The organism is Pseudoteredinibacter isoporae (genome assembly GCF_011602085.1).
Taxonomy (GTDB): Bacteria; Pseudomonadota; Gammaproteobacteria; order Pseudomonadales; family Cellvibrionaceae; genus Pseudoteredinibacter; species Pseudoteredinibacter isoporae.
Genome location: NZ_JAAONY010000001.1, coordinates 19940 through 45162, shown reverse-complemented (window position 1 = coordinate 45162; position 25223 = coordinate 19940). Strand labels below are relative to the sequence as shown.

Annotated in this window: 20 protein-coding genes; 14 read left to right on the top strand and 6 right to left on the bottom strand. The window is 51.0% G+C overall.

From position 1 onward, the window contains the following. Window positions 1-6 precede the first annotated feature (6 nt). Window positions 7-891 (bottom strand): AraC family transcriptional regulator, encoded by an 885-nt coding sequence (locus G8768_RS00185; RefSeq protein WP_166853189.1) that lies wholly within the window; start codon window positions 889-891, stop codon window positions 7-9. 134 nt (window positions 892-1025) lie between these two features. Here G8768_RS00185 and G8768_RS00180 point away from each other — a divergent pair, with 134 nt between their 5' ends. The 8 genes from G8768_RS00180 (at window position 1026) to G8768_RS00145 (ending at window position 10718) form a co-directional block, all read left to right on the top strand. Beyond that, a complete protein-coding gene (locus G8768_RS00180; protein ID WP_166853192.1) occupies window positions 1026-2531 on the top strand; it encodes a CoA-acylating methylmalonate-semialdehyde dehydrogenase in 1506 nt (501 codons plus the stop codon). 391 nt (window positions 2532-2922) lie between these two features. Beyond that, a complete protein-coding gene (locus G8768_RS00175; protein WP_166853193.1) occupies window positions 2923-4089 on the top strand; it encodes an acyl-CoA dehydrogenase family protein in 1167 nt (388 codons plus the stop codon). After that, entirely contained in the window at window positions 4086-4868 is a 783-nt protein-coding gene (locus G8768_RS00170; RefSeq protein ID WP_166853195.1) for an enoyl-CoA hydratase, read from the top strand. Before G8768_RS00175 ends, G8768_RS00170 begins: the two co-directional genes overlap by 4 nt. 200 nt (window positions 4869-5068) lie before the next feature. After that, complete coding sequence (locus G8768_RS00165) at window positions 5069-6175, top strand: enoyl-CoA hydratase/isomerase family protein (protein ID WP_166853197.1); 1107 nt, start codon at window positions 5069-5071, stop codon at window positions 6173-6175. A gap of 38 nt (window positions 6176-6213) precedes the next feature. Further along, window positions 6214-7110 (top strand): 3-hydroxyisobutyrate dehydrogenase, encoded by an 897-nt coding sequence (gene mmsB, locus G8768_RS00160; protein WP_166853199.1) that lies wholly within the window; start codon window positions 6214-6216, stop codon window positions 7108-7110. A 245-nt stretch (window positions 7111-7355) separates the two neighbouring features. Then, window positions 7356-8846 carry an alpha/beta hydrolase gene (locus G8768_RS00155; RefSeq protein WP_166853201.1) on the top strand — a complete coding sequence of 497 codons (1491 nt, stop codon included), beginning with the start codon at window positions 7356-7358 and terminating at the stop codon, window positions 8844-8846. Further along, on the top strand, window positions 8839-9573 hold the full coding sequence (locus tag G8768_RS00150; RefSeq protein ID WP_166853203.1) for an ABC transporter ATP-binding protein: 735 nt from the start codon (window positions 8839-8841) through the stop codon (window positions 9571-9573). The genes G8768_RS00155 and G8768_RS00150 overlap by 8 nt, the downstream gene beginning before the upstream one ends. Continuing rightward, window positions 9573-10718, top strand: coding sequence for an ABC transporter permease (locus tag G8768_RS00145; RefSeq protein ID WP_166853205.1), 1146 nt, complete (start codon window positions 9573-9575; stop codon window positions 10716-10718). Before G8768_RS00150 ends, G8768_RS00145 begins: the two co-directional genes overlap by 1 nt. 68 nt (window positions 10719-10786) lie before the next feature. Here G8768_RS00145 and G8768_RS00140 read toward each other — a convergent pair whose 3' ends face one another. The 5 genes from G8768_RS00140 to G8768_RS00120 all read right to left on the bottom strand — a co-directional run bounded on the left by G8768_RS00140 (window position 10787) and on the right by G8768_RS00120 (window position 16006). Then, window positions 10787-11362, bottom strand: a complete 576-nt coding sequence (locus G8768_RS00140) for a YceI family protein (RefSeq protein ID WP_166853207.1) — start codon at window positions 11360-11362, stop codon at window positions 10787-10789. A gap of 105 nt (window positions 11363-11467) precedes the next feature. Continuing rightward, entirely contained in the window at window positions 11468-12811 is a 1344-nt protein-coding gene (accC, locus tag G8768_RS00135; protein WP_166853209.1) for an acetyl-CoA carboxylase biotin carboxylase subunit, read from the bottom strand. A 51-nt stretch (window positions 12812-12862) separates the two neighbouring features. Beyond that, window positions 12863-13327, bottom strand: a complete 465-nt coding sequence (accB, locus tag G8768_RS00130; protein ID WP_166853211.1) for an acetyl-CoA carboxylase biotin carboxyl carrier protein — start codon at window positions 13325-13327, stop codon at window positions 12863-12865. A 54-nt stretch (window positions 13328-13381) separates the two neighbouring features. Then, the gene (gene aroQ, locus G8768_RS00125; protein ID WP_166853213.1) at window positions 13382-13819 is read right to left on the bottom strand and encodes a type II 3-dehydroquinate dehydratase; all 438 of its coding nucleotides are present in this window, start codon (window positions 13817-13819) and stop codon (window positions 13382-13384) included. A gap of 321 nt (window positions 13820-14140) precedes the next feature. Then, window positions 14141-16006, bottom strand: coding sequence for a protein-disulfide reductase DsbD family protein (locus tag G8768_RS00120; protein ID WP_166853215.1), 1866 nt, complete (start codon window positions 16004-16006; stop codon window positions 14141-14143). 184 nt (window positions 16007-16190) lie between these two features. Here G8768_RS00120 and G8768_RS00115 point away from each other — a divergent pair, with 184 nt between their 5' ends. From G8768_RS00115 to G8768_RS00090, 6 genes are all read left to right on the top strand, one after another. Further along, entirely contained in the window at window positions 16191-16895 is a 705-nt protein-coding gene (locus G8768_RS00115) for a tetratricopeptide repeat protein (RefSeq protein WP_166853217.1), read from the top strand. Window positions 16896-17195: 300 nt separating this feature from the next. Further along, entirely contained in the window at window positions 17196-19091 is a 1896-nt protein-coding gene (locus tag G8768_RS00110) for a bifunctional diguanylate cyclase/phosphodiesterase (RefSeq protein ID WP_166853220.1), read from the top strand. A 53-nt stretch (window positions 19092-19144) separates the two neighbouring features. Further along, window positions 19145-19579 carry a copper chaperone PCu(A)C gene (locus G8768_RS00105; RefSeq protein ID WP_166853222.1) on the top strand — a complete coding sequence of 145 codons (435 nt, stop codon included), beginning with the start codon at window positions 19145-19147 and terminating at the stop codon, window positions 19577-19579. Window positions 19580-19638: 59 nt separating this feature from the next. Continuing rightward, window positions 19639-20646 (top strand): DUF2333 family protein, encoded by a 1008-nt coding sequence (locus G8768_RS00100; protein ID WP_166853224.1) that lies wholly within the window; start codon window positions 19639-19641, stop codon window positions 20644-20646. Window positions 20647-20824: 178 nt separating this feature from the next. Next, the gene (locus G8768_RS00095; RefSeq protein WP_166853226.1) at window positions 20825-23287 is read left to right on the top strand and encodes a DNA polymerase II; all 2463 of its coding nucleotides are present in this window, start codon (window positions 20825-20827) and stop codon (window positions 23285-23287) included. Window positions 23288-23510: 223 nt separating this feature from the next. Beyond that, window positions 23511-25214 carry an EAL domain-containing protein gene (locus G8768_RS00090; protein ID WP_166853228.1) on the top strand — a complete coding sequence of 568 codons (1704 nt, stop codon included), beginning with the start codon at window positions 23511-23513 and terminating at the stop codon, window positions 25212-25214. Window positions 25215-25223: the final 9 nt, after the last annotated feature.

Below are 25223 nucleotides of genomic sequence, written 5' to 3'. Positions count from 1 at the left end.
GTTGTTTTATTGATGCCGGCTTCGGCGATAGTCGCTGGGTGATAGGCCGATCTGTTTTTTAAACAGGCGCGAGAAATAATAGGCATCGTCATAACCCAGACTCGCCGAGATGCGTTTGACAGATTGGCCGGAGCTGTCGAGCAGGCTGCAGGCATGCTGCATTTTGATGGCAATAAAATATTGCATGGGGGATTGTCCGGTAAGTTCTTTGAAGACTTTGCTGAAATGAAATTTACTCCGTCGCATGTGCTGGGCGAGCTCATCCAGACTGAAGTTGCTGTGCAGATGTTGCTGCATAAAGGCTTCGACTTTTTCCATATTGATGGCCTGTTTGCTCTCAAGGCGTGATTGCCTGGCAAGTACGGCAAGCAGGCTGATCAACTGCTGGGTTTGATGGCAGCCGTGAATAAACCCGGTTCGACTGGTGGCGGTATAGCGAACATCAAAGAGTGCCTCAAATCCGGCCAGAACCTGTGGTTTGGTTCCAATCTTGTGAATCGATCCTTTTCCCGTAGGGCTGAGCAGCCCCATCAGTTGTTCCGCCAATTCTCCTTCGAAGTGCAACCAGTAGATTGACCAGGGGGTTTGTTGGTCGGCCCAGTATTTGTGGGGCTGTCCTTTGGGGAGGGCAATCAGTTGACCGCGCTGAATTCTCTCAGAGGCTTGATCGCCGAGCTGCAGATATCCGCTGCCTGCGGTGCAGTAAAGCAGCAGTTGATTATCGTGCTCCTGACGTTCCATGTAGTGCCCGAGGGCACTGGGGTAGTAACCCATGGCAACGGGGTATAAGCCTTTGGTCAGTGGGTTGACCATCAGCCACTCAAACAGAACATGGGGAGTGAGGAAGCGTGTCGCTTGAGGTGGCAAGGGCCAATCTGAGGTAATCGCCATGCTGGTCCGGGGTAATCTAATACTTTGGAAACAGCAATATAGTCCATCATAAAGCCAATATAATCAATCGAAATGGCGCCTATAGCTGTGTTCTACTGGTTCCAATAACGCAATATTTAACCATCGAGGTGATTATGAGCTTTAATTTTCCTTCCCAAGTACCTCTTTTTATTGAAGGTGAATGGCAGCAGAGCCAATCCAAACAGCTGATTCCTGTAACTAATCCAGCCACCCAGGAGGTGCTGACTCAGGTACCTTGTGCCACGGAAGATGAGATGGCTCGCGCTATCGCTTCGGCGGCGGAGACGTTTAAATCCTGGAAAGACACGGCGGTTCCCGTTCGAGCCCGCATCATGTTGAAGTATCAGCAGCTGCTGAAAGAGCATCACGATGAGTTGGCCGAGATTCTGTGTCAGGAAACCGGTAAAACTTTTGAAGATGCCAAGGGCGACGTGTTCCGTGGTATTGAAGTCGTTGAGCACGCTTGCAACATCGCCAGTTTGACCATGGGTGAAACGGTCGAAAATGTTGCGCGAACAATTGACTGTTTTTCGGTAACTCAACCAATGGGTGTGTTTGCAGGTATTACGCCATTTAACTTCCCGGCCATGATTCCTTTATGGATGTTCCCTCTGGCAATTGCCTGCGGTAATACCTTTATCTTGAAGCCTTCCGAGCAGGATCCGTTGACGCCGACTCGTCTGGTCGAGTTGTTCGAAGAAGCCGGTGCACCGAAGGGTGTTTTGCAGGTTGTTCACGGTGGTAAAGAACAGGTTGATACATTGCTGACTCACCCTGAAGTCAAAGGCATTTCGTTTGTGGGTTCCACGGCGGTTGGCGAACATATTTATCGTACAGGTACTCATAATCTGAAACGCGTTCAGTGCATGGTGGGTGCGAAAAACCATATGGTGGTTATGCCGGATGCAAACAAGCAGCAAGTTATTAACAATCTGGTCGGTTCCGGTTTCGGTGCTGCGGGTCAGCGTTGTATGGCTATCTCCGTTGTTGTTGCTGTTGGCAAGAGTCAGGAATGGATTGAAGAGCTGAAAGCGGAAGCGCAAAAGATTCGTCCGGGTGCCTGGAACGATCCGGAAGCGGCCTATGGTCCGCAAATTAATCCTCAAGCGCGCGATCGTGTACTGAGTTTTATTGAAAAAGGTAAGCAGGAAGGTGCCAACTGTATTCTCGACGGTTCCGACTGCACGGTTGACGGTTTTCCGGACGGTAACTGGGTTGGCCCAACCATTTTCACCAATGTAACAACCGATATGGAGATTTATAAAAATGAAATCTTCGGTCCGGTGTTGTGTGTTGTGAATGTCGATACCCTTGATGAAGCGATTGAGCTAATTAACAACAATCCAAACGGAAACGGTACTTCTATTTTTACTGGCAGCGGTGGCGCAGCTCGTAAATACAAGCACGAGATTCTGGTCGGTCAGGTGGGTGTTAACGTACCAGTGCCTGTACCTCTGCCGTTCTTCTCATTCACTGGCTGGCGTGGTTCCTTTATGGGCGATCAACATGCCTATGGTAAACAAGCTGTGCGTTTCTATACCGAAACCAAAACCATTACTGAACGCTGGTTTGATGATTCGGAAGAAGCGGCACTGAATATGACGATTACGATGAAGTAATTTTTCTATTTATTATTGTCGTTTAGGTATAGTGGATGGCGACTTACGGTGCTGTATAGCTTTCGCAACACGCCGTAAACCCGTCCCTGGGGGCTCGGCTTCGGCATCCTTGCCGAAGACGGTTGCGGAAGCTATACAGCACCGTAAGTCGCTTCTAAGTACTGTGGTTTTTTTAGCATTATTCAGGGCTTTTCAATTTGTTGCTTTGAATTTTCATGTTGTAGTTTCTCTAGCAGCACTAGCTGGGAGAATGCGTCTGAGGCAGGGATGCCGAAGCCGAGCCCCCAAGGATGGGTTTACGGCGGCATGATCCCAGCTAGTGCTGCTAGAGAAACGGCAGAGAAGCCCGATTCGATAGATTAGAAACAAGAAATCCACCAAGAGAAAAATCATGGATTTTAATTTAAACGAAGATCAACTGGCTTATCAGGAAGCCGCCCGGGCATTTGCTGAGGGCGAACTTATGCCTAATGCAGCAAGTTGGGATGAAGAAAAAATCTTCCCACTTGAGACCATCACCAAAGCGGGTGAAATGGGTTTCTGTGCCATGTACAGCCCGGAAGATGTTGGCGGCATGGACATGAAGCGTACCGATGCTGCGATTGTGTTGGAAGAGCTGGCTCGCGGCTGCACCGCAACGGCAGCCTTTATCTCCATTCATAATATGGCGCTTTGGATGATCGCCAACTGGGGCACTGAGCAGGCCAAAGCTGAATTTTGCCCCACATTAGTAACGGGTGAAGATCTCGTCAGTTATTGTTTGACAGAGCCCAATGCAGGCAGTGATGCAGCTTCCTTGCGAACCAGTGCCAGAAAAGATGGCGACAGCTATGTCATCAATGGCGGAAAAATGTTTATCTCAGGTGCGGGAAGCACCAAAGTGCTTGTCGTTATGGCGCGTACGGGTAGTCAGGAAGACGGCGCTAAAGGCATCAGTGCGTTTGTTATTCCTGCCGACGCTGAAGGCGTCAGTTACGGTAAGAACGAACCGAAAATGGGTTGGAATGCGCAGCCAACCCGCGCGATCAGTTTTGAAAATGTTAGAATCCCCTCGCACTACTTGCTTGGCAAAGAGGGTGAAGGCTTTAAATTCGCCATGATGGGACTGGATGGTGGTCGTATTAACATCGCGACAACCGCTGTTGGTACGGCGCAAGCTGCATTGGAGGCGTCTCAGCGTTATATGCATGAGCGCAGTCAGTTTGGCAAAAGTCTCGCGAACTTTCAGGCTTTGCAGTTTAAACTGGCCGACATGGCAACTGAGCTGGTAGCGGCGCGTCAAATGGTGCGTTTGGCTGGGTTTAAATTGGATAACAATCATCCCGATAAAACCACCTACTGCGCCATGGCGAAACAGTTTGCCACCGATGTCAGTTTTAAAGTGTGCAACGAAGCCATGCAGATTCACGGTGGTTACGGTTATTTGCGCGAGTATCCCATTGAACGCTATGTGCGTGATACTCGTGTTCATCAAATTCTTGAAGGTACTAACGAAGTAATGCGTATGTTGGTCTCACGCCGCATATTGCAAGACGGAGCAACGGAGTCGATACGATGAGTGAAACAGGTCTATTAAAATACGAAACTCGTGGTCATACCTGCATTATTACCATGAACAATCCGCCGGCCAATACCTGGACACCAGAAAGCCTGCGCGAGTTAAAAGCAAAAGTTGAAGAACTGAATGCTGATAAAGACAACTACGCATTGATTATTGCCAGCGAAAGCGAAAAGTTTTTCTCTGCCGGCGCCGATCTGAATCGTTTTAACCACGACGACAAAGGCCAGGCTTTTGAATTTATCGGTGCCTTCGGTGAAGCGTTTGAAGCGCTTGCGCACTATCAGGGCGTTTCCATTGCTGCCATCACTGGTTTTGCCATGGGTGGTGGTCTTGAAACGGCACTGGCCTGTGACATCCGTGTGTGTGAAGAACAGGCTCAGTTAGCTTTGCCTGAAGCCGCGGTTGGTTTGTTACCGGGTGGTTTGGGTACTCAGCATTTGCCGTGGTTGGTTGGTGAAGCCTGGGCCAAGCGCATGATCCTGTTGGGCGAGCGCGTTAAAGCGCCGAAAGCAGAGCAGATAGGATTGGTGCAGGAAGTCGTACCTACCGGTTCTGTACTGGAAAAAGCGATCGAGCTGGCCGACAAGGTTGCGGGTCAGTCACCAACATCCGTTCGCGTATGTAAAGAGTTAATTATGGCGGCTCGCAATCAAACCATGAATTCTGCCCGCGCACTTGAGCGCGAGACCTTTGTGAAACTGTGGGATACCCAGGATCAAAAAGAAGGTGTGGCGGCGTTTATTGAGAAGAGAAAGCCCGATTGGAAAAACGCTTAAATTGAGCACCTTCAGGTGCGCGCTTTAGGCCCGATAGCTGCGTCGGCGCTGTGCTCGGTCGGTTACGTACTCAATGTACGCTCCCTTCCTGTGCGCAGAGCCTCCTTGCTCTCGAACCTAAATCGCACCCCTGAAAGCACTCATTTTTGATTCATTTATTAAACGGATTTTCCAAAATCTAATTATTTTGAGAAGCGATGATGGCTGAATTACCTGTTTTGTTTGAAGAGCTGGAAGCGGCGGGTGGTAAGAAGATTGGTCTGGCGACGTTGAACGTTGAGAAGTCTTTGAATTCCCTGAACCTGCAAATGATTGATTTGTTGCAGGAGCGTTTCAGTGCCTGGGAAGAAGATGATGCTATTGCCTGCGTATTTCTACAGGGCGCTGGCGATAAGGCTTTTTGTGCGGGCGGTGATGTGGTTGCATTGCATGGTGGCAGTGCAGCGTATGGCGAAGAGATTCCCAACGATTATTGCGTGAATTTTTTCAGTCGCGAATATGCCCTTGATTATCATATGCATACCTTCAAAAAGCCGATCATTTTATGGGGGCATGGCATTGTGATGGGCGGTGGTCTCGGCTTGATGGATGCGGCCAGTCATCGTGTCGCCACCGAAACCAATCGAATGGCGATGCCGGAAGTGACCATTGGTTTGTACCCGGATGTGGGGGGGACCTGGTTTTTAAATCACGCTCCAGGGAATACCGGTTTGTTCCTGGGTTTAACCGGCGCGAACATTAATGCGAGCGATGCCAAGTTTGTCGGTCTTGCTGATCGCCTGGTGGCAAATGAATATCGTGCGAATGTTCTGAGTGATCTGCAAGCTGCGGATTGGTCAGGCAGTGCCGAATCCGCAGTGAATAAAGTGCTGCGTCATTATGAAGCTCAGTCTGCGGCTCAAATGCCGGAGCCGAACGTGCGCCCGAACTACGATCTGATTAACAGCTTATGTGATGGTGATTCCACGGCAGAAATCTGCCAGAACATTCTTGATTACCAAACGGAAGATAAATGGCTGTCACGTGCGATCGACACTTTGCGTAATGGCTGTCCGGTGACTCCTCATCTGGTGGTTGCTCAAATGCGTGAAGGTGCGCATAAGGGACTGGCTGATGTGTTTCGCATGGAATTAACCATGTCACGCCATTGTGCTGCGAAAGGGCATTTTAAAGAAGGTGTTCGCGCACTGCTGATCGACAAGGATCGCAATCCAAACTGGCAGCACAAGAATATTGCGGACGTGAGCGAGGAAGAAGTGGCGGCTTTTTTTGAGCCCTTCGCCGATGACCCGCTGGCGCATTTGTGAATCCAGGACCGGTCAGGAATTAAAAATAGGAGAACCCTATGAGTAAGAAAATCGCATTTATCGGTTTGGGGAATATGGGGGCTGGCATGGCCGCCAATTTGGTCAAGGCGGGTTTTGAAGTCGTTGCCTTCGATCTGTCTGCGGATGCATTGGCACAAGCTCGGGACAATGGCTGCTCAACTGCCACGGATGCCGTCACTGCGGTTAATGGCGCCAACTATGTGGTATCCATGTTGCCCAATGGGCAAATTGTCGAAAACCTCTATATCCACAATGATCACTTACTGAATGCGATTGCCAAAGATGCGTTGGTGATCGACTGTTCAACAATCGCCCCTGAAAATGCCCGTAATTTAATTTCGGCCGCATCCGAAGCTGGCATTTCTGCCATTGATGCGCCGGTATCCGGAGGCGTTGCTGCGGCAGCTGCGGGAACACTGGCCTTTATGTGTGGTGGTACTGAAGCGGCGTGTGACGCGGCCAAGCCAGTTCTGGAAGCGATGGGTGCTAATATTTTCCGTGCGGGTGATGCCGGTGCTGGTCAAGTAGCTAAGATTTGCAACAATATGCTTCTGGCGATTCATATGACAGGAACCGCCGAAGCCTTGCAGCTGGGAATGGACAACGGCTTGGATCCTGCTGTGTTGTCGAACATCATGCTGAAAAGTTCAGGTTGTAACTGGAGCCTTGAAAAATACAATCCGGTTCCGGGCGTTATGGACGGAGTGCCATCCAGTAACGGTTATCAGGGTGGCTTTATGGTTGACCTGATGTTGAAAGATCTCGGCCTGGCAATGGAGGCCGCTTTGGCCAGCCGTTCTTCTACGCCAATGGGGGCGGCGGCACGAAACCTTTATAGCCTGCACAAAAGCAGTGATCAAACCGATAAAGGTTCAAAGGATTTCTCGTCCATTCTCGAATTGTTCGCCAAATAATCATTTTGCGATATGCCGGTATCAGCAGGTCCTTATGAATGCTGATACCGCTTTCACTCCAGCGTTATTTTCATTGATGTGTTCCAAGGTATTCGCAGTGGTTTCCGCGTCTTCGCCAGTGAGCGCGTTGTTTTTCTGTAACACCTTTCCAGTTCGCGGCTTGTACACTTGAGGCTGTACGCTCGTTTGCCGTTTTGTATAAGCCCGCGTAGTATCCAAGGCTTAAATAACAACAGGTTTACACTATGCATTCATTGTTTGCCACATTGATGTTGGCGCTCGTGTTGGCACCGCCCATGTCTTGGGCTGAGTCGGAAAAGGAAGCGGCACAGGAGGGGGAGCTGAGCCCCTGCTATCTGCCCAATTTATCGGATCAAGTTTCCTGCGGTTCTGTGGAAGTGCCGGAACTAAGCGGTGCAGGGAAGAACATTGATGTTCATTTTGCGGTGCTGCCGGCACTGAGGGATAAATATCCCGAAGAAGCGGTATTGGTCATTGCTGGTGGTCCGGGACAGTCCGCGATGGATCTGGCCGGGCACTTCAATCGCCTGCTTAATAAGGTGCGCCGCGAGCGCGATATTCTGATCATCGACCAACGGGGTACCGGGCGCTCCAATAAACTGCACTGTGATCAAATGGATTCCATCGAGCAGTTATCCTTTGATGACCAGAGCCTTGATATAGAGAAAGAAACCCGTAACTGCAAAGATGAGTTGGGTGCTGACTTAAACGGCTACAACAGTCGAGCGGCGTTGGAGGATTTCGAAACCATTCGGAAAAAGCTGGCTTATAAGAAGCTCCATCTCTTTGGCACATCTTACGGTACACGTATGGTGCAACTGTATATGCGCCATTATCCCGAGTCGGTGGCCTCCGGTATTATGGATGGTCTAGTGCCCTTGCAGCAGAATGTTCTGGCTGTGGGTGAGTCGGTCGATCATGCCATGGAGTTGCTGCTCAGTCAGTGTGAAACTCAACCGGCCTGTCAGCAGCGCTACCCTAATCTGCGCCAGGACTTCCAGGATCTATTGAGCAACATCGGTGGGCAAACTTTGTTGCAAGGCGTGAAGCATCCGGTCTCGGCTGAGGGTGCCGCTCTGCGTTTAACACGCAGCAAACTCAATGGTGTTTTGCGTTTGGCGTTGTATAGCCAGCAGGCGAGAAGTTTACTGCCTTACGCAATAGATCGCCTCAAGCTTGGCGACAGTGGACCAATTTTAGGTTTGTTCGGTATGACCTTGTCGGGTTTTGAATTGGCGATGGGTATGCACGCTGCCATTGTGTGTGCTGAGGACTGGCCTCGCCTCACTGACGAAGATCGCGCACAAATGAAAGGCAGTTTGATTGGCGAAGATATGCTGGCAGCTCTGGATATTGCTTGCCCTGTTTGGAATGTGGCTCCTAATCTAAGTGACTTTGAAAAACCCTTGGTGAGCGATATCCCGAGTTTATTGTTGTCCGGTAAATACGATCCTGCTACGCCCCCGGCCTGGGCAAGCACGATGGAATCACAACTTGGTAACAGTCTGCATGTTGTGTTTCCCAACGCGACCCACAGCGTTGCCGGCCATACCTGTGCCAACGAATTAATCGCTGAGTTTATCGCTGAGCCGAATCCTGACGAAGTGGATTTGAGCTGTGTCGAAAAAGATAAGGAGCGAGGTTTTTTCCTGAACGCCAATTCGGCTGCCGCTGACCTGGCTGAGGAAACAGAGGAGTCGATGGACGATGATTGAGGTTCAGGGTTTAACAAAGAAAATTGCCGATGTTCAGGCACTGGATGGCCTGAGCTTCAGTGCCGAAGATGGAAAAATTACGGGGTTGCTTGGGCCAAATGGTGCCGGAAAAACCACCTGTTTGAGAACCCTGTTCAATTTGTTGCGTGCCGACGATGGCTGGGCCAGGGTGGATGGTGTTGATGTCAGTGTCGAGCCGTTGGCGGCCAAGCAAACCTTGGGTTTGTTTCCTGATCCCTTTGGCCTGTACGAGCGACTCTCGCCGAGAGAGTACATTGGCTTTTTTGCTGAATTGAACGGCTTGGGAAAAGCCGCTGCACAGCAAGCCTGTAGCGAGGTGTTGGAACGCTTACAGATGCAAGACATCGCCGATCGTCGCTGCAAAGGCTTCTCTCAGGGACAACGCATGAAGACTGCGCTTGCCCAGGCCATTGTCCATAAGCCTAAAAACATTGTGCTCGACGAGCCCACGCGGGGTCTCGATGTGATGAGCACGAGAACATTGCGTGATTTGCTCTTGTCGCTGAAAGCTGATGGACACTGTATTTTATTCTCATCCCATGTGATGCAGGAGGTGTCCGCTCTCTGTGATGAGGTAGTGGTCATGGCCGCAGGCCGAGCAATTGCGCAGGGCAGTCCTCAAGAGCTATGTGAGCGAACAGGGCAGGACAGTTTGGAAGAAGCATTTATCGCACTAATCGGTTCGGATGAGGGGATCGCAGCATAATGGCCGCCTGGATAAACATTTATAAAAAAGAAATGAAGGACGCTGTTCGAGATCGTCGTTCGGTAATGGCGGCCTTGTCGTATTCGATTGGTACGCCATTAATTATGTGCCTGCTGTTTGTCGCCATGATTGATAAATTCTCAAGCCCCAGTGCGCTTTACATCACGATGGAGAACAGCCGGCAGGCACTGGAATTGATGCGCCATTTGGCCAGTCACGATATTTTTCCCGATGCTGAGTTGCCCGAGGGGAAAACAGCCAAAGCCATTACTTTGCAAATAGACAAAAACTATTTATATGCGATGCAGCACGGCGAGCTGGCCAAGGTCACGATTACGGCCGACTTCTCCGATGATAATCTGCGCAGTTCTATCCGGCGTGTACAAAGAGAATTACAGTCGTTTTCAAGGGAGGTGGCGGCGCTTCGCCTGTTAACCCGAGGGGTTTCCCCGGAAGTGATTCGAGTGTTGGATGTGCAGGCCAAAGATACTGCCAAGCCTGAAGCCAAGGGTGGCTTTATCATCGGTGTAGCTATTTTCATGATGATTTATGCCGTTTTTATTTCAGGTATGAATCTCGCCATCGATACCAGCGCCGGTGAGCGGGAGCGGAATTCTCTCGCCTTGATGTTAAGTTTGCCGATTCGGGTGGGGGATCTGGTGCTCGGGAAATTGTTGGCGGTCAGTAGTTTTGCCCTGTTTGGTCTTTGTATGATTTTGCTGGTGTCGAAGATCGCCTACAGTTTTGTGCCCTGGCAGGATCTGGGGGCCAATGTAATTATTGATGCGCGTTTTGCGTTGTACATGTTGCTGTTCAGTTTCCCTCTGGGGTTGCTGGCCGCAAGCATGCAGTTGTTTGTTTCGTTTATGGCGAAGACATTCAAAGAAGCGCAATCCTATTTAACCATTGTGCTGATTGTGCCGATGGGCATGGCTATGGTGACCGGCTACGACATTGGCCCCGATGTGCTGCGTTGGCTGCCGGTGTCCGGTCAACAAAAAGCGCTTATGGAAGTGGTAAAAGGCAATGCTTTGCCGTGGGATTCTCTACTGATCGCGACGGCCATTACCTTGTTGTTAACCGGTGCCTTGGTGGCCGCGTTGATTAAACTGCTGAGCAGCGAGAAAACGGTTTTTTCTCTGTGAGGCAAAGTGGGAAATTTAAAAGACAATAGAAAAGAAGAGCGGGGCAGGATGTTCTGCCCCGAAAATAACTAGTCAGCTTTTAAATCAAGCACCAGCTGAAAATTCACCGGCGCAGAAGTGGCAATGGCAATGCCGCCTACGGTTCCGGCCATTTTGTTTAAGTTCTCTGCAGGAATGCCGTAGTCTGCGGCGGAAATTACGATGGCTTTGCGGCTGCTGACCATTAAGCTGCGTCCGGTATTGGCCGCGAGGAGTTCCAGTTCAAGGGGCTTGCTGGTATTCCATATGGTTAATGTCGCAGCAACTTTCAATACTTTGATTTCCCCGGTTTTTGGCAGGCTGTCTGGACTGATTGTCGCGGCCACTTCAATCTTGGGGTATTTATCGTAATCGAAAAATAAGGTTCTCAGACTGTTATCGCGGACCGGGTTGATGGTGTCCAGGTGTTTTAAGTCGATATTGGCGACAAACTTGCCTGTCTTGTCGAGAGACCCTGTCAAAGCTGTGATGGTGGCCGGTTCGATCACATACTGTTTCTTGGTGGTGGCAAAGTTAAGAATGGACAGATCTGGATTAACTTCATAATGCCCGGCCAACAACTTGGGGGCGCAGAGGAAACACAGGGCTAGCATCCAGTACTTCATATTATTCTCCGTGGTGTTAGTGACTGTGTTCGCAGCATATCAGAAAAAAAGGGGGAGAGCTTTTCGGGCTCTCCCCCTTTTTAATAACCGCAGAAATGAAAAGGCTTAGCTCAGGCCGAGTTTCTTTTCCAGGTAATGAATGTTGACACCACCTTCGGCGAAAGCGCGATCTCTCGCTAACTCTTGCTGCAGCGGGATATTGGTTTTAATGCCATCAACAATCATTTCATCCAGAGCACTGCGCATGCGAAGCAGGGCTTCTTCACGTGTGTCACCGTAGGTGATCAGCTTGGCGATCATCGAGTCATAGTTAGGTGGCACCAAGTAGCCGCTGTACAAATGCGAGTCTACACGAACACCTAAACCACCTGGAGGGTGGAAGTTGGAGACGCGACCTGGGCTTGGCAGGAAGCTCTTTGGATCTTCAGCGTTGATGCGTGCTTCGAAAGAGTGTCCTTTGATCACAATGTCTTCCTGGGAAAGGGACAGTGGTTCGCCACAGCAAACGCGAATCTGTTCCTTGATCAGGTCAACGCCGGTTACCATTTCGGTAACGGGATGCTCAACCTGGATGCGGGTGTTCATTTCAATAAAGTAGAAACGACCGTCTTCATACAGGAATTCAAAGGTGCCTGCGCCACGATAACCAATTTCGATACAGGCGTTCACACAAGATTGTTGTACTTCGGCACGCACATCGTCTGGAATGCCGGGTGCAGGTGCTTCTTCCAAAACTTTTTGGTGACGACGTTGCAAGGAGCAATCGCGGTCGCCCAAGTGAATAGCGCCACCCTGGCCGTCGGACATAACCTGAATTTCAACGTGGCGTGGATTCTGGAGGAATTTCTCCATATACACTGTGTCATCGCCAAAGGCCGCTTTGGCTTCTGCCTTTGTGATCGCGATAGACTGGATCAGTTCTTCTTCTTCGTGAACCACGCGCATACCACGACCACCACCACCAGCGGCGGCTTTAATGATGACCGGGTAACCAACGTCACGACCAATACGCAAACAGGTTTCCTTGTGTTCGGGCAGAGGGCCGTCGGAGCCAGGTACCGTTGGTACGCCTGCTCGCTTCATGGCGGCGATGGCTGACACCTTGTCGCCCATCAGGCGAATCACGTCGGCGTCTGGTCCGATAAAGGTGAAGCCGCTCTTTTGAACTTGTTCGGCAAAATCTGCATTTTCAGCCAGGAAACCATAGCCCGGGTGGACAGCAGTCGAATCAGTAATCTCCATGGCGCTGATCAGCGCGGGAATGTTTAAGTAACTTTCCGGAGAAGGGTTTGGGCCAATGCAAACGGATTCGTCAGCAAGGCGTACGTGTTTCAAATCGCGATCGATTTTGGAGTGTACCGCTACAGTTTTGATGCCCATTTCTTTACAGGCACGCAAAATGCGCAAGGCAATCTCACCGCGATTGGCAATGAGTAATTTCTGTATCATAAATGTTTCCTCAATGGGCTATTGTGATATCGCGTGTTGTGAGTGGGCGATTTAAACAATAGTTACCAGAGGTTGGTCGAATTCTACCGGCTCGCCATCTTCAATCAGAATGGCTTCAACAACACCGGCCTTGTCGGCTTCGATTTGGTTCATCATCTTCATGGCTTCAACGATACAAACCACATCACCAGGTTTAACGTTCTGACCAACTTTCACGAATGGGCTGGCGCCTGGGCTTGGTGCGGCGTAGAAAGTGCCAACCATTGGGGATTTAACTGCATGGGTGTTGCTGGCCGGCGCAGCAGCTTCAGTGCTTTCCGCAGCGGCAGCAGGTGCTGCTGGCGCAGGCGCGGCGGCTGGAGCTGGTGCAACAGCGGCTGGCATCATGGAAACAGTTTGCATGGAAGAAGAGCCGCGGCTGATGCGTACAGATTCTTCACCTTCTTTAATTTCCAGCTCTCCGATATCGGACTCTTCAAGCAGCTCAATCAATTTTTTAATTTTACGGATGTCCATGTTTAATCTCGCTAAATGTTCTGTCGTTAAAAACTTCTTGGTATTTGGTTTGGATTAAAAACCGTTTTCGATGGCCCAGTCCAAGGCGAGTTCATAGCCCTTGGCGCCGAGACCGCAGATAACGCCGACGGCGATGTCTGAGAAATAGGAATGATGGCGAAAGCTTTCGCGCTGGTGCACATTCGAAAGGTGCACCTCAATAAAAGGAATGTTCACCCCGGCAAGCGCATCACGCAGGGCAATGCTGCTGTGGGTAAAGGCTGCCGGGTTGAAGATAATAAAATCAACGCCTTCGCGGCGGGCATCGTGGATGCGTTCAATCAGCTCGTATTCGGCATTGCTCTGCAGGGCCATAAAGTGGTGCCCTGCGTCTTTGCAGCGGGTGCTTAATGCCTGATTGATGTCTTCAAGAGTGGTGTGACCATAAATCTCCGGCTCACGAGTGCCGAGCAAGTTCAGGTTGGGGCCGTGTAAAACCAGTATTGTGGCCATGGCTGCTGCCCTTATTGTGATTATTGATCTGATGAATAAGGGAAGTGTGCATGAAATTTGGACGCATGTCTATGTAAATGGCGAAAAACACCGATTTTAACGAAGATACCAACAAGATTGGCGAAGTTGTGCCGCTTGGAACTAAGCAAAAAGGGTGAGGGATTTTACGTTTTTGATGTTTTTAGTATATTTCTCCGAAGATGGGCTTTATTTTTAGGTTTTTGTCCGCAATTTTTCGGAAGATGTGCGAAGTTGAGTTTTTTCTTCGGTATTTGGGTTCAACTTCGCGCATTTTCGCCGATCTTGCAAAGCACTGCTGGTTCAGTTGGCTTTGGTACCTTCCAATAAAATATCTTCGGTTAATAGCTGAGGCAGAATCTTTACTTCACCCCTGTTGTAGAACACATACAGAGGCACACCGTTGCGGCCGTGGCTTTGTAGGAGGGCGGTGATGTTAGCGTCGTAATTGGTCCAGTCCGCCTTCATGGCGACAGTGCCCTGTTGCTGGAGTTGCTTCTCAAAGGCCTCGCTGAAGGCAATACGTTCATTGGCCAGGCAGGTCAGACACCAGGCTGCGGTTGCATTAATGAACACCGATTGTTGGTTTGCCAGCGCCTTGTCGAGTTGCCCCTTGCTGTAAGTTTGCCAAAAACCCTCGGTTTCAGTGCTGCTTTGGGTGGAAAGGCTGCTCATTAACCCCGGAAGGGCCAGTGCCAGAACAATTGATACCAGCGCCATTGCCTTGCTGAATACGCCCTGGTAGCGCAGTAGCCACAGAGCAAACGCAATCAAGGTGAGACCAAGCAGAGAAAGCGCCACGGCATCCCCACCTGCCTGGCGGCCCAATACCCAGAGCAACCAGATGGCAGCGACAAATAGGGGGAAAGCCAGGGCTTGTTTGAAGGTTTCCATCCAGGGGCCGGGTTTGGGTAAATAGTTACCCAGCTTGGGAAGGTAGCTGAGCAGCAAGAAAGGGGCGGCCATGCCAAAACCCAGTGCGGCAAATACCGACAAGGCTACGCCGGCGCTTTGCCCCAAGGCAAAACCCAGGGCGGTTCCCATAAACGGTGCGGTGCAGGGGCTGGCAACCACACAGGCGAGTACACCGGTGAAGAAGGAGCCCTGGTAGCCGGATTTCTGAGTCAGCTGCTGGCCGACGCCCATCAGGCGATTACCGAATTCAGCAAGCCCGGCAAGTGACAAACCCATGGCAAAAAACAGATAGGCGAGCAAGCTGACAAAGATTGGCGACTGCAATTGAAAGCCCCAGCCAATGGCCTGGCCACTGGACTTCAGGATCAGCATCAAGGCGGCAATGGCAACAAAGCTGACGACTGCTCCGGCGGTGTAGCTCCAGCCATGCAGTTGTTTACTGGCCGGGCTGTTGCTGGCCTCGGCAAGGCTCAGTGCTTTAATCGACAGAACCGGGAACACGCAAGGCATCAGATTCAAAATCAAACCGCCAAGGAAGGCCAGAACCAGGGCGCTCAGCAATGATCCCTGGGCGGCATCACTGCCCGGAGTGCGGTTGCCTGGGTCCGAAGCAGGTGCGGGCGCTTCGGAAATGTTTCCGCTCTCGGTATTTACCGTGTACCACAAGGTGTGGGGTGGGTAACACAAGCCGGCATCGGCGCAGCCCTGAAACTCTACGGCCAAGCGATACTGATTGCTGTCGCTGGCATCGCTTTGCAGCTTAATTTGGGTGTTGTGGTAGTAGACCTCCAGTTCTTTCTCGAAAACCTGATCGAAAATACGCTTACCTACTTCAAACTCGGCGTTGAGGGGCGCCGTGCCGGAATTCTCGTGCTGCTGAAATTTGAAGCGGTCCTTATAGAGGTAATAGCCATCGGCGATCTGCCAATCAACGTTCAGCTTGCCTTCGCTGAAAAAAACGGCGGCCTGATAGGCTTGATCAATAGGCAGAAAATCCACCGGCTGGCTGTTGTCGGCAACACTGAATGCCGAACTCAGGCTTGTTGCGCTGTCGCTTTGCGGAGTTTCCAGAACCGGCTTGGCGGGTTCCAGGCCAAAGCCACTCTGAGCATTATTATTCTCAAGCTTGCTGCTTTGCTCGGCTTCAGGATTCAGGGCAAAGGGGCTGGCCTGGGATTCCTGTCCCCACGCTGTGCCGTTGGCGAGCAGGCACAGCAGGACAAAACAAATACGGAAGCGTGTGGAAAAACTCATAAATCTGTCTCGATTAATCCCGGTACTGCGGCTGGCGTCATGTTTTTGCGTTTGCAAGGTTTGCTTTGTCTCACGCTTTGTTGCACAGTTCCGCTGTCTTTGCGGGTGATTATACGTTTATTCCCAAGCGTACCCACCCGGATTTGCTAAAACTTAACTCAAAAAAGTATCACAAGGGCTGTTCATGTATCCCCGTAGCTTATTGCTGCTGTTGTTGGCGTCTCTGGTTGCCTGCCAGGCACCTGTTCCCAAACCTTCCCCTGAGCCGGTCAAGCGCCCCGTGAAGCCCAAGCCTGATTTTCGTGCGGCTCAAATCAATAGCTTACTGAGTGATGCGGAAAAAGCCCTGGCTGCCAATCGCCTGACCATCCCCAAGCATAATAATGCGCTGGATTTGTACCGCGCTGTGCTGGCGATCGATCCGAACAATGTGCAAGCCAATTCCGGCTTGCAGATGATTCCACTGCGTTATGTGGAAATGTCTCGTAATGCCGCTGCCAAAGGCAGCCTGTCGAAAGCCAAAACCTGGCTGCGCCGCGCTTTAAGTATTGATCCTGACAATGCCCCGGCCAAAACCTTATTGGCAAAGCTGCAGAAGGTAAATGTACCTGCCGCGGCTAAAACCAACCCGGCCCAACAGGATAACGATGAAAACCTCTATTTGATTGACCCTGAGGCGTTAAAAAATAAAGACGAGAGTCTGCAGCCCTATCTTCAGTTGATAGCCCAGCGAGCGAAAATCGATGGTTTGCTGGCGATTATCAGTGCGCCAACGGATGCACAAGGGCGCTGGATTTATCTGCAAATGAAAAAGGCCTTGCCGGGTTATCGTTTGCGGGGGGATATTCGCCGTGGCCGTAACCCGCAAATTAAATTGGAAACGCCCTGATTTCCGGTATCTGAACTTTTGCCGGGATGAGGGCCGATGCCTTCGCCCGGTCCTGTTCAAATCATCTTATTGGCTATTCTGACGCCTTACAGAAGTAAGGAATTCCACGCCGATTTGAGCTGCTCCGAGGCCTAAAAGCGGTTTTTCTTCTATGCTTTTATGCTGAGCCTTAAGGAGATTGGCCATATGGCCGATACGTGGAGGGTAGGCTCAGCCTGGAAAGGCCTTAGGGAAACCCAACAATAGGGGAAAGCAGCAGTGACTTTGTTTCGGCAACTAATTATCGCAATCAGTGTGCTTATGTGCGCGCTACTTGCGGTCAATCTGGTCATTAGCGTACTCAACGCACGGCTCTATTTTCACGAGCAGATGCAAAACCATGCGGAAGACACTGCAACATCTTTGGCTTTGACCCTCTCCGCGCCGGCTGCTCAGGCCGATGATGCCCAAGTACGTTCTCTGGTGGATGTGATTTTCGATCGCGGCTACTACCGCAATATTATCTTTCGCAAGAGCGCCGACAACCAGCCCAGTATTCACCGTGAGCTGCCGGTCGCCATTGAAGGTGTGCCGGACTGGTTTATTCAGATGATTGATCTTCCCGAGCCCATTGGGCAGGCCGAGGTGGTCAGTGGCTGGCGCATTTTGGGTGATGTGATTGTGGTGGGCAATCCGGGTTATGCCTACCGGGATTTGTGGCGCGTTTGCATTCAATACATCTATATCTTTTTGATTACGGCGGTTATCTGTTATGTGGTGGTTGGTCTCGGGCTGCGTTATTTGCTCAGGCCTTTGAGCAAAGTTGAGAACCAAGCCGAGGCGATTTGTCGCCGCGAGTTTCCGGTCCAGGATGAGTTGCCCAAAACCGTAGAATTGCGCCGGGTCGTTACCGCGATGAACCGCATGGTGCAAAAAGTCCAATCCATGTTCCAGGAACAGGTGGGGCTCACCGAAAGTTTGTACAAGCAAGCGCATTTGGATTCCGTGACCCAGTTGTCCAATCGGCGTGACTTTGATGCACGTTTCAGAGCCTTCATTGACTCGGAGCGTAGCGGCAATCGGGGCGCTTTGTATTTGCTGCAAATCCAGGGCTTGATCGAATACAACGATAGCCATGGCCGCGATGCAGGCGATGAATGTTTGCTGTCCATCGCCAACACCCTGCGTGAAGTTGTCACGATGACGGATGCCATTGTTGGGCGCCGTTCCGGAGCGGATTTTTCCATCTTTGTGCCCGAACTGGATGAAGATGAGTCCAGAAATCTGGCGTCTGAGTTGATCAACTCCTTGTCCCGTCGCAGCTGGTACCAGAGCAAGGAGCTAGTGCCTTATATCGGTGCGGCCCACTCGGAAGCTATTGCGCGGGAAAACAATCTTCTTTCCCAGGCTGATATGGCGCTTCGCAAAGCTCAGCACCATGGCGAAGGCGGTGGCAATTGGGCTATTGCTGAGCGCGAGACGGCTGAGTCTGCACGGCCAGCCCACGAGTGGGGAGAAATGATTTCTTCGGCAATCGAACGGCGGGCTTTTGTCCTGCACTACCAGCCTGTGTACAGTATTGATGGTAGCCTGGTGCACTTGGAAGTCTTGTGCCGCTTGCAGGAAGGTGAAGAGCTTTTAACGGCCGGTGTGTTCTGGCCGATGGTGGAGCGCTTTAATTTGAGTGCCGACCTTGATCGAGTGCTGATAGAAATGCTGGCCGAGCAAGGGCCGGCCGGTGGTTCAATTTTGTGTGTGAATTTGTCTCCGAACTCCTTGCACAACAAACAGTTTGCACCGTGGTTGGAAGAATTCCTGCGCAGCAATCCGCAATTTGCCGAGCGTTTGCAGCTTGAGTTGCCCGCACAAATGCTGGAGGCGGATGAAGAAGTTCTGCGTACGGTGGTGGAGCGTCTTGGGCCAGCCTGTGCCGGTGTCTCACTGGATCACTTTGGCGTGGCCGGAAGCGAGTTTATGCATCTTCAAAGTATTGCATTGCGCATGTTGAAGGTGGATATGCGCTTTACGCACAGTCTCGACCCTAAATCCGACAGTCGTTTCTATGTGGAAACCCTGCTGAAGATCGCTCGCAGCTGTGATCTCACCTTGTTTGCCGAAGGCATTGAAACCGAAGAGCAATGGCAAGCGGTTAAGGATTTGGGATTGGACGGTGGTCAGGGTTATTATCTGGGCAGACCTAGTGACCAGCCGCTGTAAGCTTTAGTTCATCTTCCCTAAGGCATACTTCGGCCAATACATCGGAGTGTGCCATGGGCTTTTCCCTGAAAATCTGTCGTTTTTTTACCCTGTTTATTCTGGCGGTCATCGCTTGGCCGGCCTCGGCCCTCGAGCAGTTAGGAGAGGCTTACAGTCGCCCTCTGCCGCCGGGCCAGAGCACTGCGGTGGCTTATCTGGAGCTGCGCAATAATGGTGATGCGCCCGTTCGTTTGGTTTCTGTGAGCAGTCCTTTGGCCCGTTCTGCCGAGTTTCATCGTCATATACATGAAGACGGCATGATGAAGATGCGCAAGCTCCCGGGTATCGACCTTGAGCTTGGCAAAATTTTACGGTTTCAGCCCGGCGGATACCATATAATGCTGTTCGGGGTGAAAAGGCCGTTGCGTGTTGGTGATAAATTCACCATGCAGATAGAGACTGATACGGGCGAGAGTCTGGATGTCGATGTGCTGGTGAAGGCCTATTAATCGGGGCAGCCTGTAAGACGAGTTATGCGCCCGACTGCAAAATACTAAGGAGCTAATCAATGAGTTATTCAGCGAACGGAGGTGCCTGGTTTCGGGGTACGGGGTTTATCCTGGGGATTCTTCTGCTGGTGACCGTCGTGTTGGGCATCTACTGGAGCTCCGAGCCCGGTGAAGATTTCTACCTCTCTAAAGAGAGTGAAGTGCGCTTTCGCGCATTGCAGAATTCCAAAATTACCGGAGTGGAAACTACAAAAACACTGATCAGTGTGGCCGATACGCTGCTGTATAAGCCCGGCGGTTTTTTGTCCAATGATATTTTTCCTCCGGGCGTCTGGCTCGACAATATTCCCAATTGGGAATACGGTGCGCTGATTCAGGTTCGTGATCTCAGTAAAGCGATGCGCGAAAGCTTCAGTCGTTCTCAATCCCAGTCCACTGAAGACGCTGACCTGGCTTTGGCTGAGCCGCGTTTTAATTTCGACCACAACAGCTGGATGCTGCCGGCTTCTGAAAAGCAGTACAAGGAAGCCACCATGTATTTGCAGCAGTATCTGGATCGTCTCGTGGATGATGACGCTACTGACGCCCAGTTTTTTGCCCGTGCGGATAATCTGCGCAACTGGTTGCGTACCGTCGAAACTCGTCTCGGAAGTTTATCCCAGCGCTTGAGTGCAAGTGTTGGCCAGCGTCGAATCAATACGGATTTGGCCGGTGAAGAGAATGCCAGCCAAAGCACGCCGGCGCCGGCCGAGCTGGAAGTCAAAACCCCTTGGATGGAAATTGACGATGTGTTCTATGAAGCGCGTGGTTCTACTTGGGCGCTGCTGCAGTTTTTGCGTGCCATGGAAAAAGACTTCGCCGATGTTCTGGAAAAGAAAAACGCACGCGTAAGCTTGCAGCAGATTATCCGTGAACTGGAAGCCGCTCAGGAGCCTATTCTGAGCCCGATGATTGTGAATGGTAGTGGTTTTGGCATGTTGGCTAATCACTCTCTGGTGATGGCTTCTTACATCTCCCGAGCCAATGCCGCGATTATCGATCTGCGCGAACTGCTCTCCAAAGGCTAAGCTGAAAGCCGGTTTTTTAAGGTGGGCAGTCGCTCACCTTTTCTCTTCCTGAATTCGTTCACTTCCACAGAATCAAACGCTGATTTCTGCCATAATATCCATGGCGCGAGGTCGGTACCCCTCGCTGTTTTATTCTTACTACACTGTCTGCGTTCCTGTTACACACTATTTATACATTATGCTTGATGCTTTTATCCTGACCCGAGAATGGAAAGACGCGCCTAAAGGTGTGCGTCTGGAATTGTGGGTGGCCAGTGACCAGGGGCCGGTTAAGGTATTGATCGACAAGCAGGAAGCGGTATTTTTTATTGCTGCAGATGACCTGCCTGCGGCTCAGGAGATCTTGGGGGTGACCTGGCGTTATGCGCCAGTTGCATTGCGCAGTTGGGATGATCAGGCGCTCTATGCCTGCTACAACCGAAGTCAGCGTCGTTTGCGTGACGGGCTGCGTCAGCTGACCTCCCGGGGCTTGCAAGTGTGGGAAGGGGATATTCGTCCTCCGGAACGTTTTCTCATGGAGCGGTTTATCTTTGCCGGCATTCGCTTTGATAAAGCTCCGACGGCAACAGAAAACGGTTTTCCTGTTTTGCAGCAGGTGCGTTGCAAGCCTTCAAGTTATAAGCCCGCCTTGAAGGCCATATCCATTGATATTGAAACGTCTTTTAATGCTCGCACGTTGTATTCGGTTGCGGCCGTTGGGGACTGTGCACCCGTGGTATTTATGGTTCGTCCAGATGCGGCGCCTGAAGATGAGGCGCCGCAGGACGAGGGACCAAACAGCAAAAGGTTGGGCAAAGAGGAAAAAGTCCGCGACGAAGACGGTTCTCTTGAAACCCAGCGAATCGACACCGAAACCGGGGCAGCAACATTGCACTGGTTCGATACGCAGGCGGAATGTCTGCAAGCATTTTTTGATTGGCTGGCGGAGCGAGATCCGGATATTTTAATGGGCTGGAATGTCATTCAGTTCGACCTCTGGGTGCTCGAACAAATGTGTCGACGCTGGGGGATAAAGTACAGTATTGGCCGTGAAAGACAGGAACCCGGCTGGCGTCAGGCCAATCAGGGTGGTCACCAGTTTATTACCGTGCCGGGGCGCATCGTGCTGGATGGCATCGAGTTGTTGAAAGCCGCTTTTTACAATTTTGAAAGTTTTGCGTTGGGTGCGGTTGCCTCGGAATTATTAGGCAAGGAAAAGCTCATTCAGTCGGAAAACCGGGCGGAAGAAATTACCCGGCAGTATCGGGAAGAGCCCATTGAACTGGCCAAGTATAATGTTCAGGACTGTGAGCTGGTGTGGGATATTTTTGCGAAAACCCAGTTGGTGGATTTCGCATTGGCACGCAGTCAGTTGACCGGCTTGTCGGCCGATAAGAACGGTGGTTCGGTGGCTGCGTTTGAATATGCGTATCTGCCATTGTTGCATCGCGCCGGTTTTGCAGCTCCTAATCTGGGGGAGCTGCAATCTTCTGTGGTGAGCCCGGGTGGTTATGTGATGGACTCAAAACCCGGATTGTATGAACACGTACTGGTGTTGGATTTCAAAAGCCTGTATCCCTCTATTATTCGCAGCTTTAATATTGATCCCTGCGCCTATTGGCAAGCCAAACATTTGTCTCTACCTGACAGTGAGTGTGTGCCGGGGTTTAACGAAGCGCGTTTCTCAAGGCAGCACAGTTTATTGCCCAATATTATTGCTGAATTGTGGCAAGCCAGGGAGGTTGCCAAGAGCGAAGATAATCAACCGCTTTCCCAGGCCATTAAAATCATCATGAACTCCTTCTACGGCGTATTGGGTTCTCCGGGTTGTCGCTTCTTTGATCCGAGAGTGTGCAGCTCCATCACCTTGCGTGGCCACGAAATTTTGATTGCCACCAAGCACTGGATTGAGAAATCCGGGCACCGAGTAATTTATGGCGATACCGATTCGGTATTTGTGCACCTGCCCGATGTCAGTTGTGATGAAGAAGCCAATGATATTGGCCGGGAACTGGCCCAGAAATTAAATGAGTTCTGGACAGAACGATTACAGCAAGACCATCAGATTGAAAGCTTTCTTGAAATTGAATTTGAAACTCATTTCAGCCGCTTCTTTATGCCAACCATTCGTGGCTCGGATCTCGGCAGCAAAAAACGTTACGCGGGCATGGTGAAGCGTAACGGTCGGGAAGAAATGGTGTTCAAGGGTTTGGAAAATGTGCGTACCGACTGGACCCTGTTGGCACGCAGCTTTCAAGAAGAACTGTATCGCAGGGTGTTTCTGGAAAAGCCTTACAGAGACTATGTGGAAAGTAAGGTTAAAGCGGTGTTGGCCGGCGAACTGGATAGCGAGCTGGTGTATCGTAAGCGATTGCGTCAGGAACTCAGTGACTATCGACACAATATTCCACCCCATGCACAAGCGGCCAGCAAACGATTGCAGAGAGATGGCCACATCTACAAGCAGGGTGATTGGGTGAGCTATGTGTTAACGGTGAATGGTCCGGAGCCGGTGGAATGGTTGGAGCAATCCTGTGGCAGTCCTCTCGACTACAGTCTTTATGTTGAGCGGCAGCTAAAGCCGGTTGCTGACGCTATTTTATCGATGGCGGGGGATTCCTTTGACGATATCGCTGCCAGCCAAATGAGCCTTTTCCACTAAAGTTTTATTCGCGCTGCTTTTTCTTGCTCTTCTGTCTACCTTTCGTCGGTAAAGTGAGTAAATTCAAACACATATCAAGGAATTTCTCTGGCCTACTGGGCCTAGGCTTCTATCTTTAGATGGGTGAATTCAGCGCAATTCTTTGCGCGTGATCCTGGCTAGAGAAAACTCACCTTCAGCCGATACAGCTTAATGACCTAAACGGAATCAGTAGAAGCAAATAGTGAAGCCCAACTCTTCAGAGCCAAAGTGGAGACTGTCCACGCCGCTAAGTACATTGCGCGATATCAGTGCATTGGGCTTCGGGCGTGAAGAAGCACTGAAGCTGTGTCAGTTGCTGGCAGACAATACCCGCGAAGGGGTGATCTTTCTCGATCGACAGGGTTGCGTGTTAATGGCCAATGCCACTGGCAGCACTCTACTGGGCGGTTCCCGTCAAAGTATTGGAAAACCGATTAATCAGTTATTGCAGGCCATGAGTCCAGACGGTTATCAATGCCGAGTGGAAGAGGGCCTGTTTGAGCGATTGTGTGAAGGGGAAACTTGTACCGTGGCGCTCAGTCACGGAGCGGCCGATTTGTATTTGATTCACAGCCGCGAATTGCAGAGCAAAAGTGCCTATGCCGTTGCCTGGCTGCGCAAATTGAACTCCCCACGCGAAGCGATGTTGCGAGCGGGTGGCCTGGACAGTTTAACTGGTTTTGCGGGGCGGCAAGCGTTTGAGAATGCCTTGAGTCAGGCGATGGAGCGTGCCCAGTCCGGAACCAGTTCGGGCCTGTTGTACATCGATCTCTATCACTTCAAGGTGATCAACGAAAGTTGCGGGAACGATGGCGGAGACGAGCTGCTGAAACAAGTGGCTGGTATTTTTGTTTCCTGCTTGCGCGGCAAGGATATGCTGGCCCGTTTGGGCAGCGATGAATTCGGCGTGTTGCTCAGTGATTGCAGCTTGTCCGGCGCGAGTCAGATGGCGTCGCGTATCGTGAAAAAAGTGGAGTCATTTCGTTTCCGCTGGTCCGGTCAGGAGCTGGCGATTGGAATCAGTATCGGTGTTGTCGCGATCAATGCGGAAGGGGAGTCGGCCAATCAGTTGTTGGCCGCAGCGAATGCATCCTGTAATGCCGCGAAAAAATCCGGCCGCAACCGAATCAAGGTTTATCATGGTGATGCGCGTATCAAAGCGCGTCAGGAAAGCATGCAATGGTTGAGTCGCATTCAAAAAGCCATTGCTGAAGATCGCTTTATTTTGTATGCCCAACCGATTGTCGCAACTGAAGACATCCGTCATCGACACCACAGCGAAGTGCTGTTGCGCATGCGTGACGAAGAAGGTGCTTTGGTAAGTCCGGGGGAGTTTATCCCAGCAGCTGAGCAGTTTGGCTTGATGGAGGAGTTGGATCGCCTGGTGCTACGTAAGGTGTTGGCTTATATGTCCGAGCAGGATGACGAGCACCACTACGCCGTCAATGTCTCTGGTGCGAGCCTGGGCGATTCAAAATATTGCGACTATGTTTGCAAAATGCTGGATGAAACCGGAGTAGACCCGGCGCGTATTCAGTTTGAAATTACCGAAACAGCCGCAATCAGCAGTCGGCGGGCGGCCATCGAGCTTATGCGTGAGCTGGGCAGTCGGGGCTGTAAGTTCTTTCTCGATGATTTTGGTCGTGGGCAATCTTCCCTCGCGTACCTTCGCGACCTGCCTGTTCACTACATTAAAATCGATGGCCTGTTTGTTAAAAACATGCTGCGTGATGCCAAGGACTACGCCATGGTGAGTACGATCAATCACCTCGCTCACGTTATGGATTTGAAGACCGTTGCCGAATATGTGGAGAACGAAGAACTCCGCGATGCACTGGAAAAACTCGGTGTTGACTTCGTGCAAGGCTATCTGATTTCCCGTCCTGAACCCCTCGAAGAGAATTAATTTAGAAAT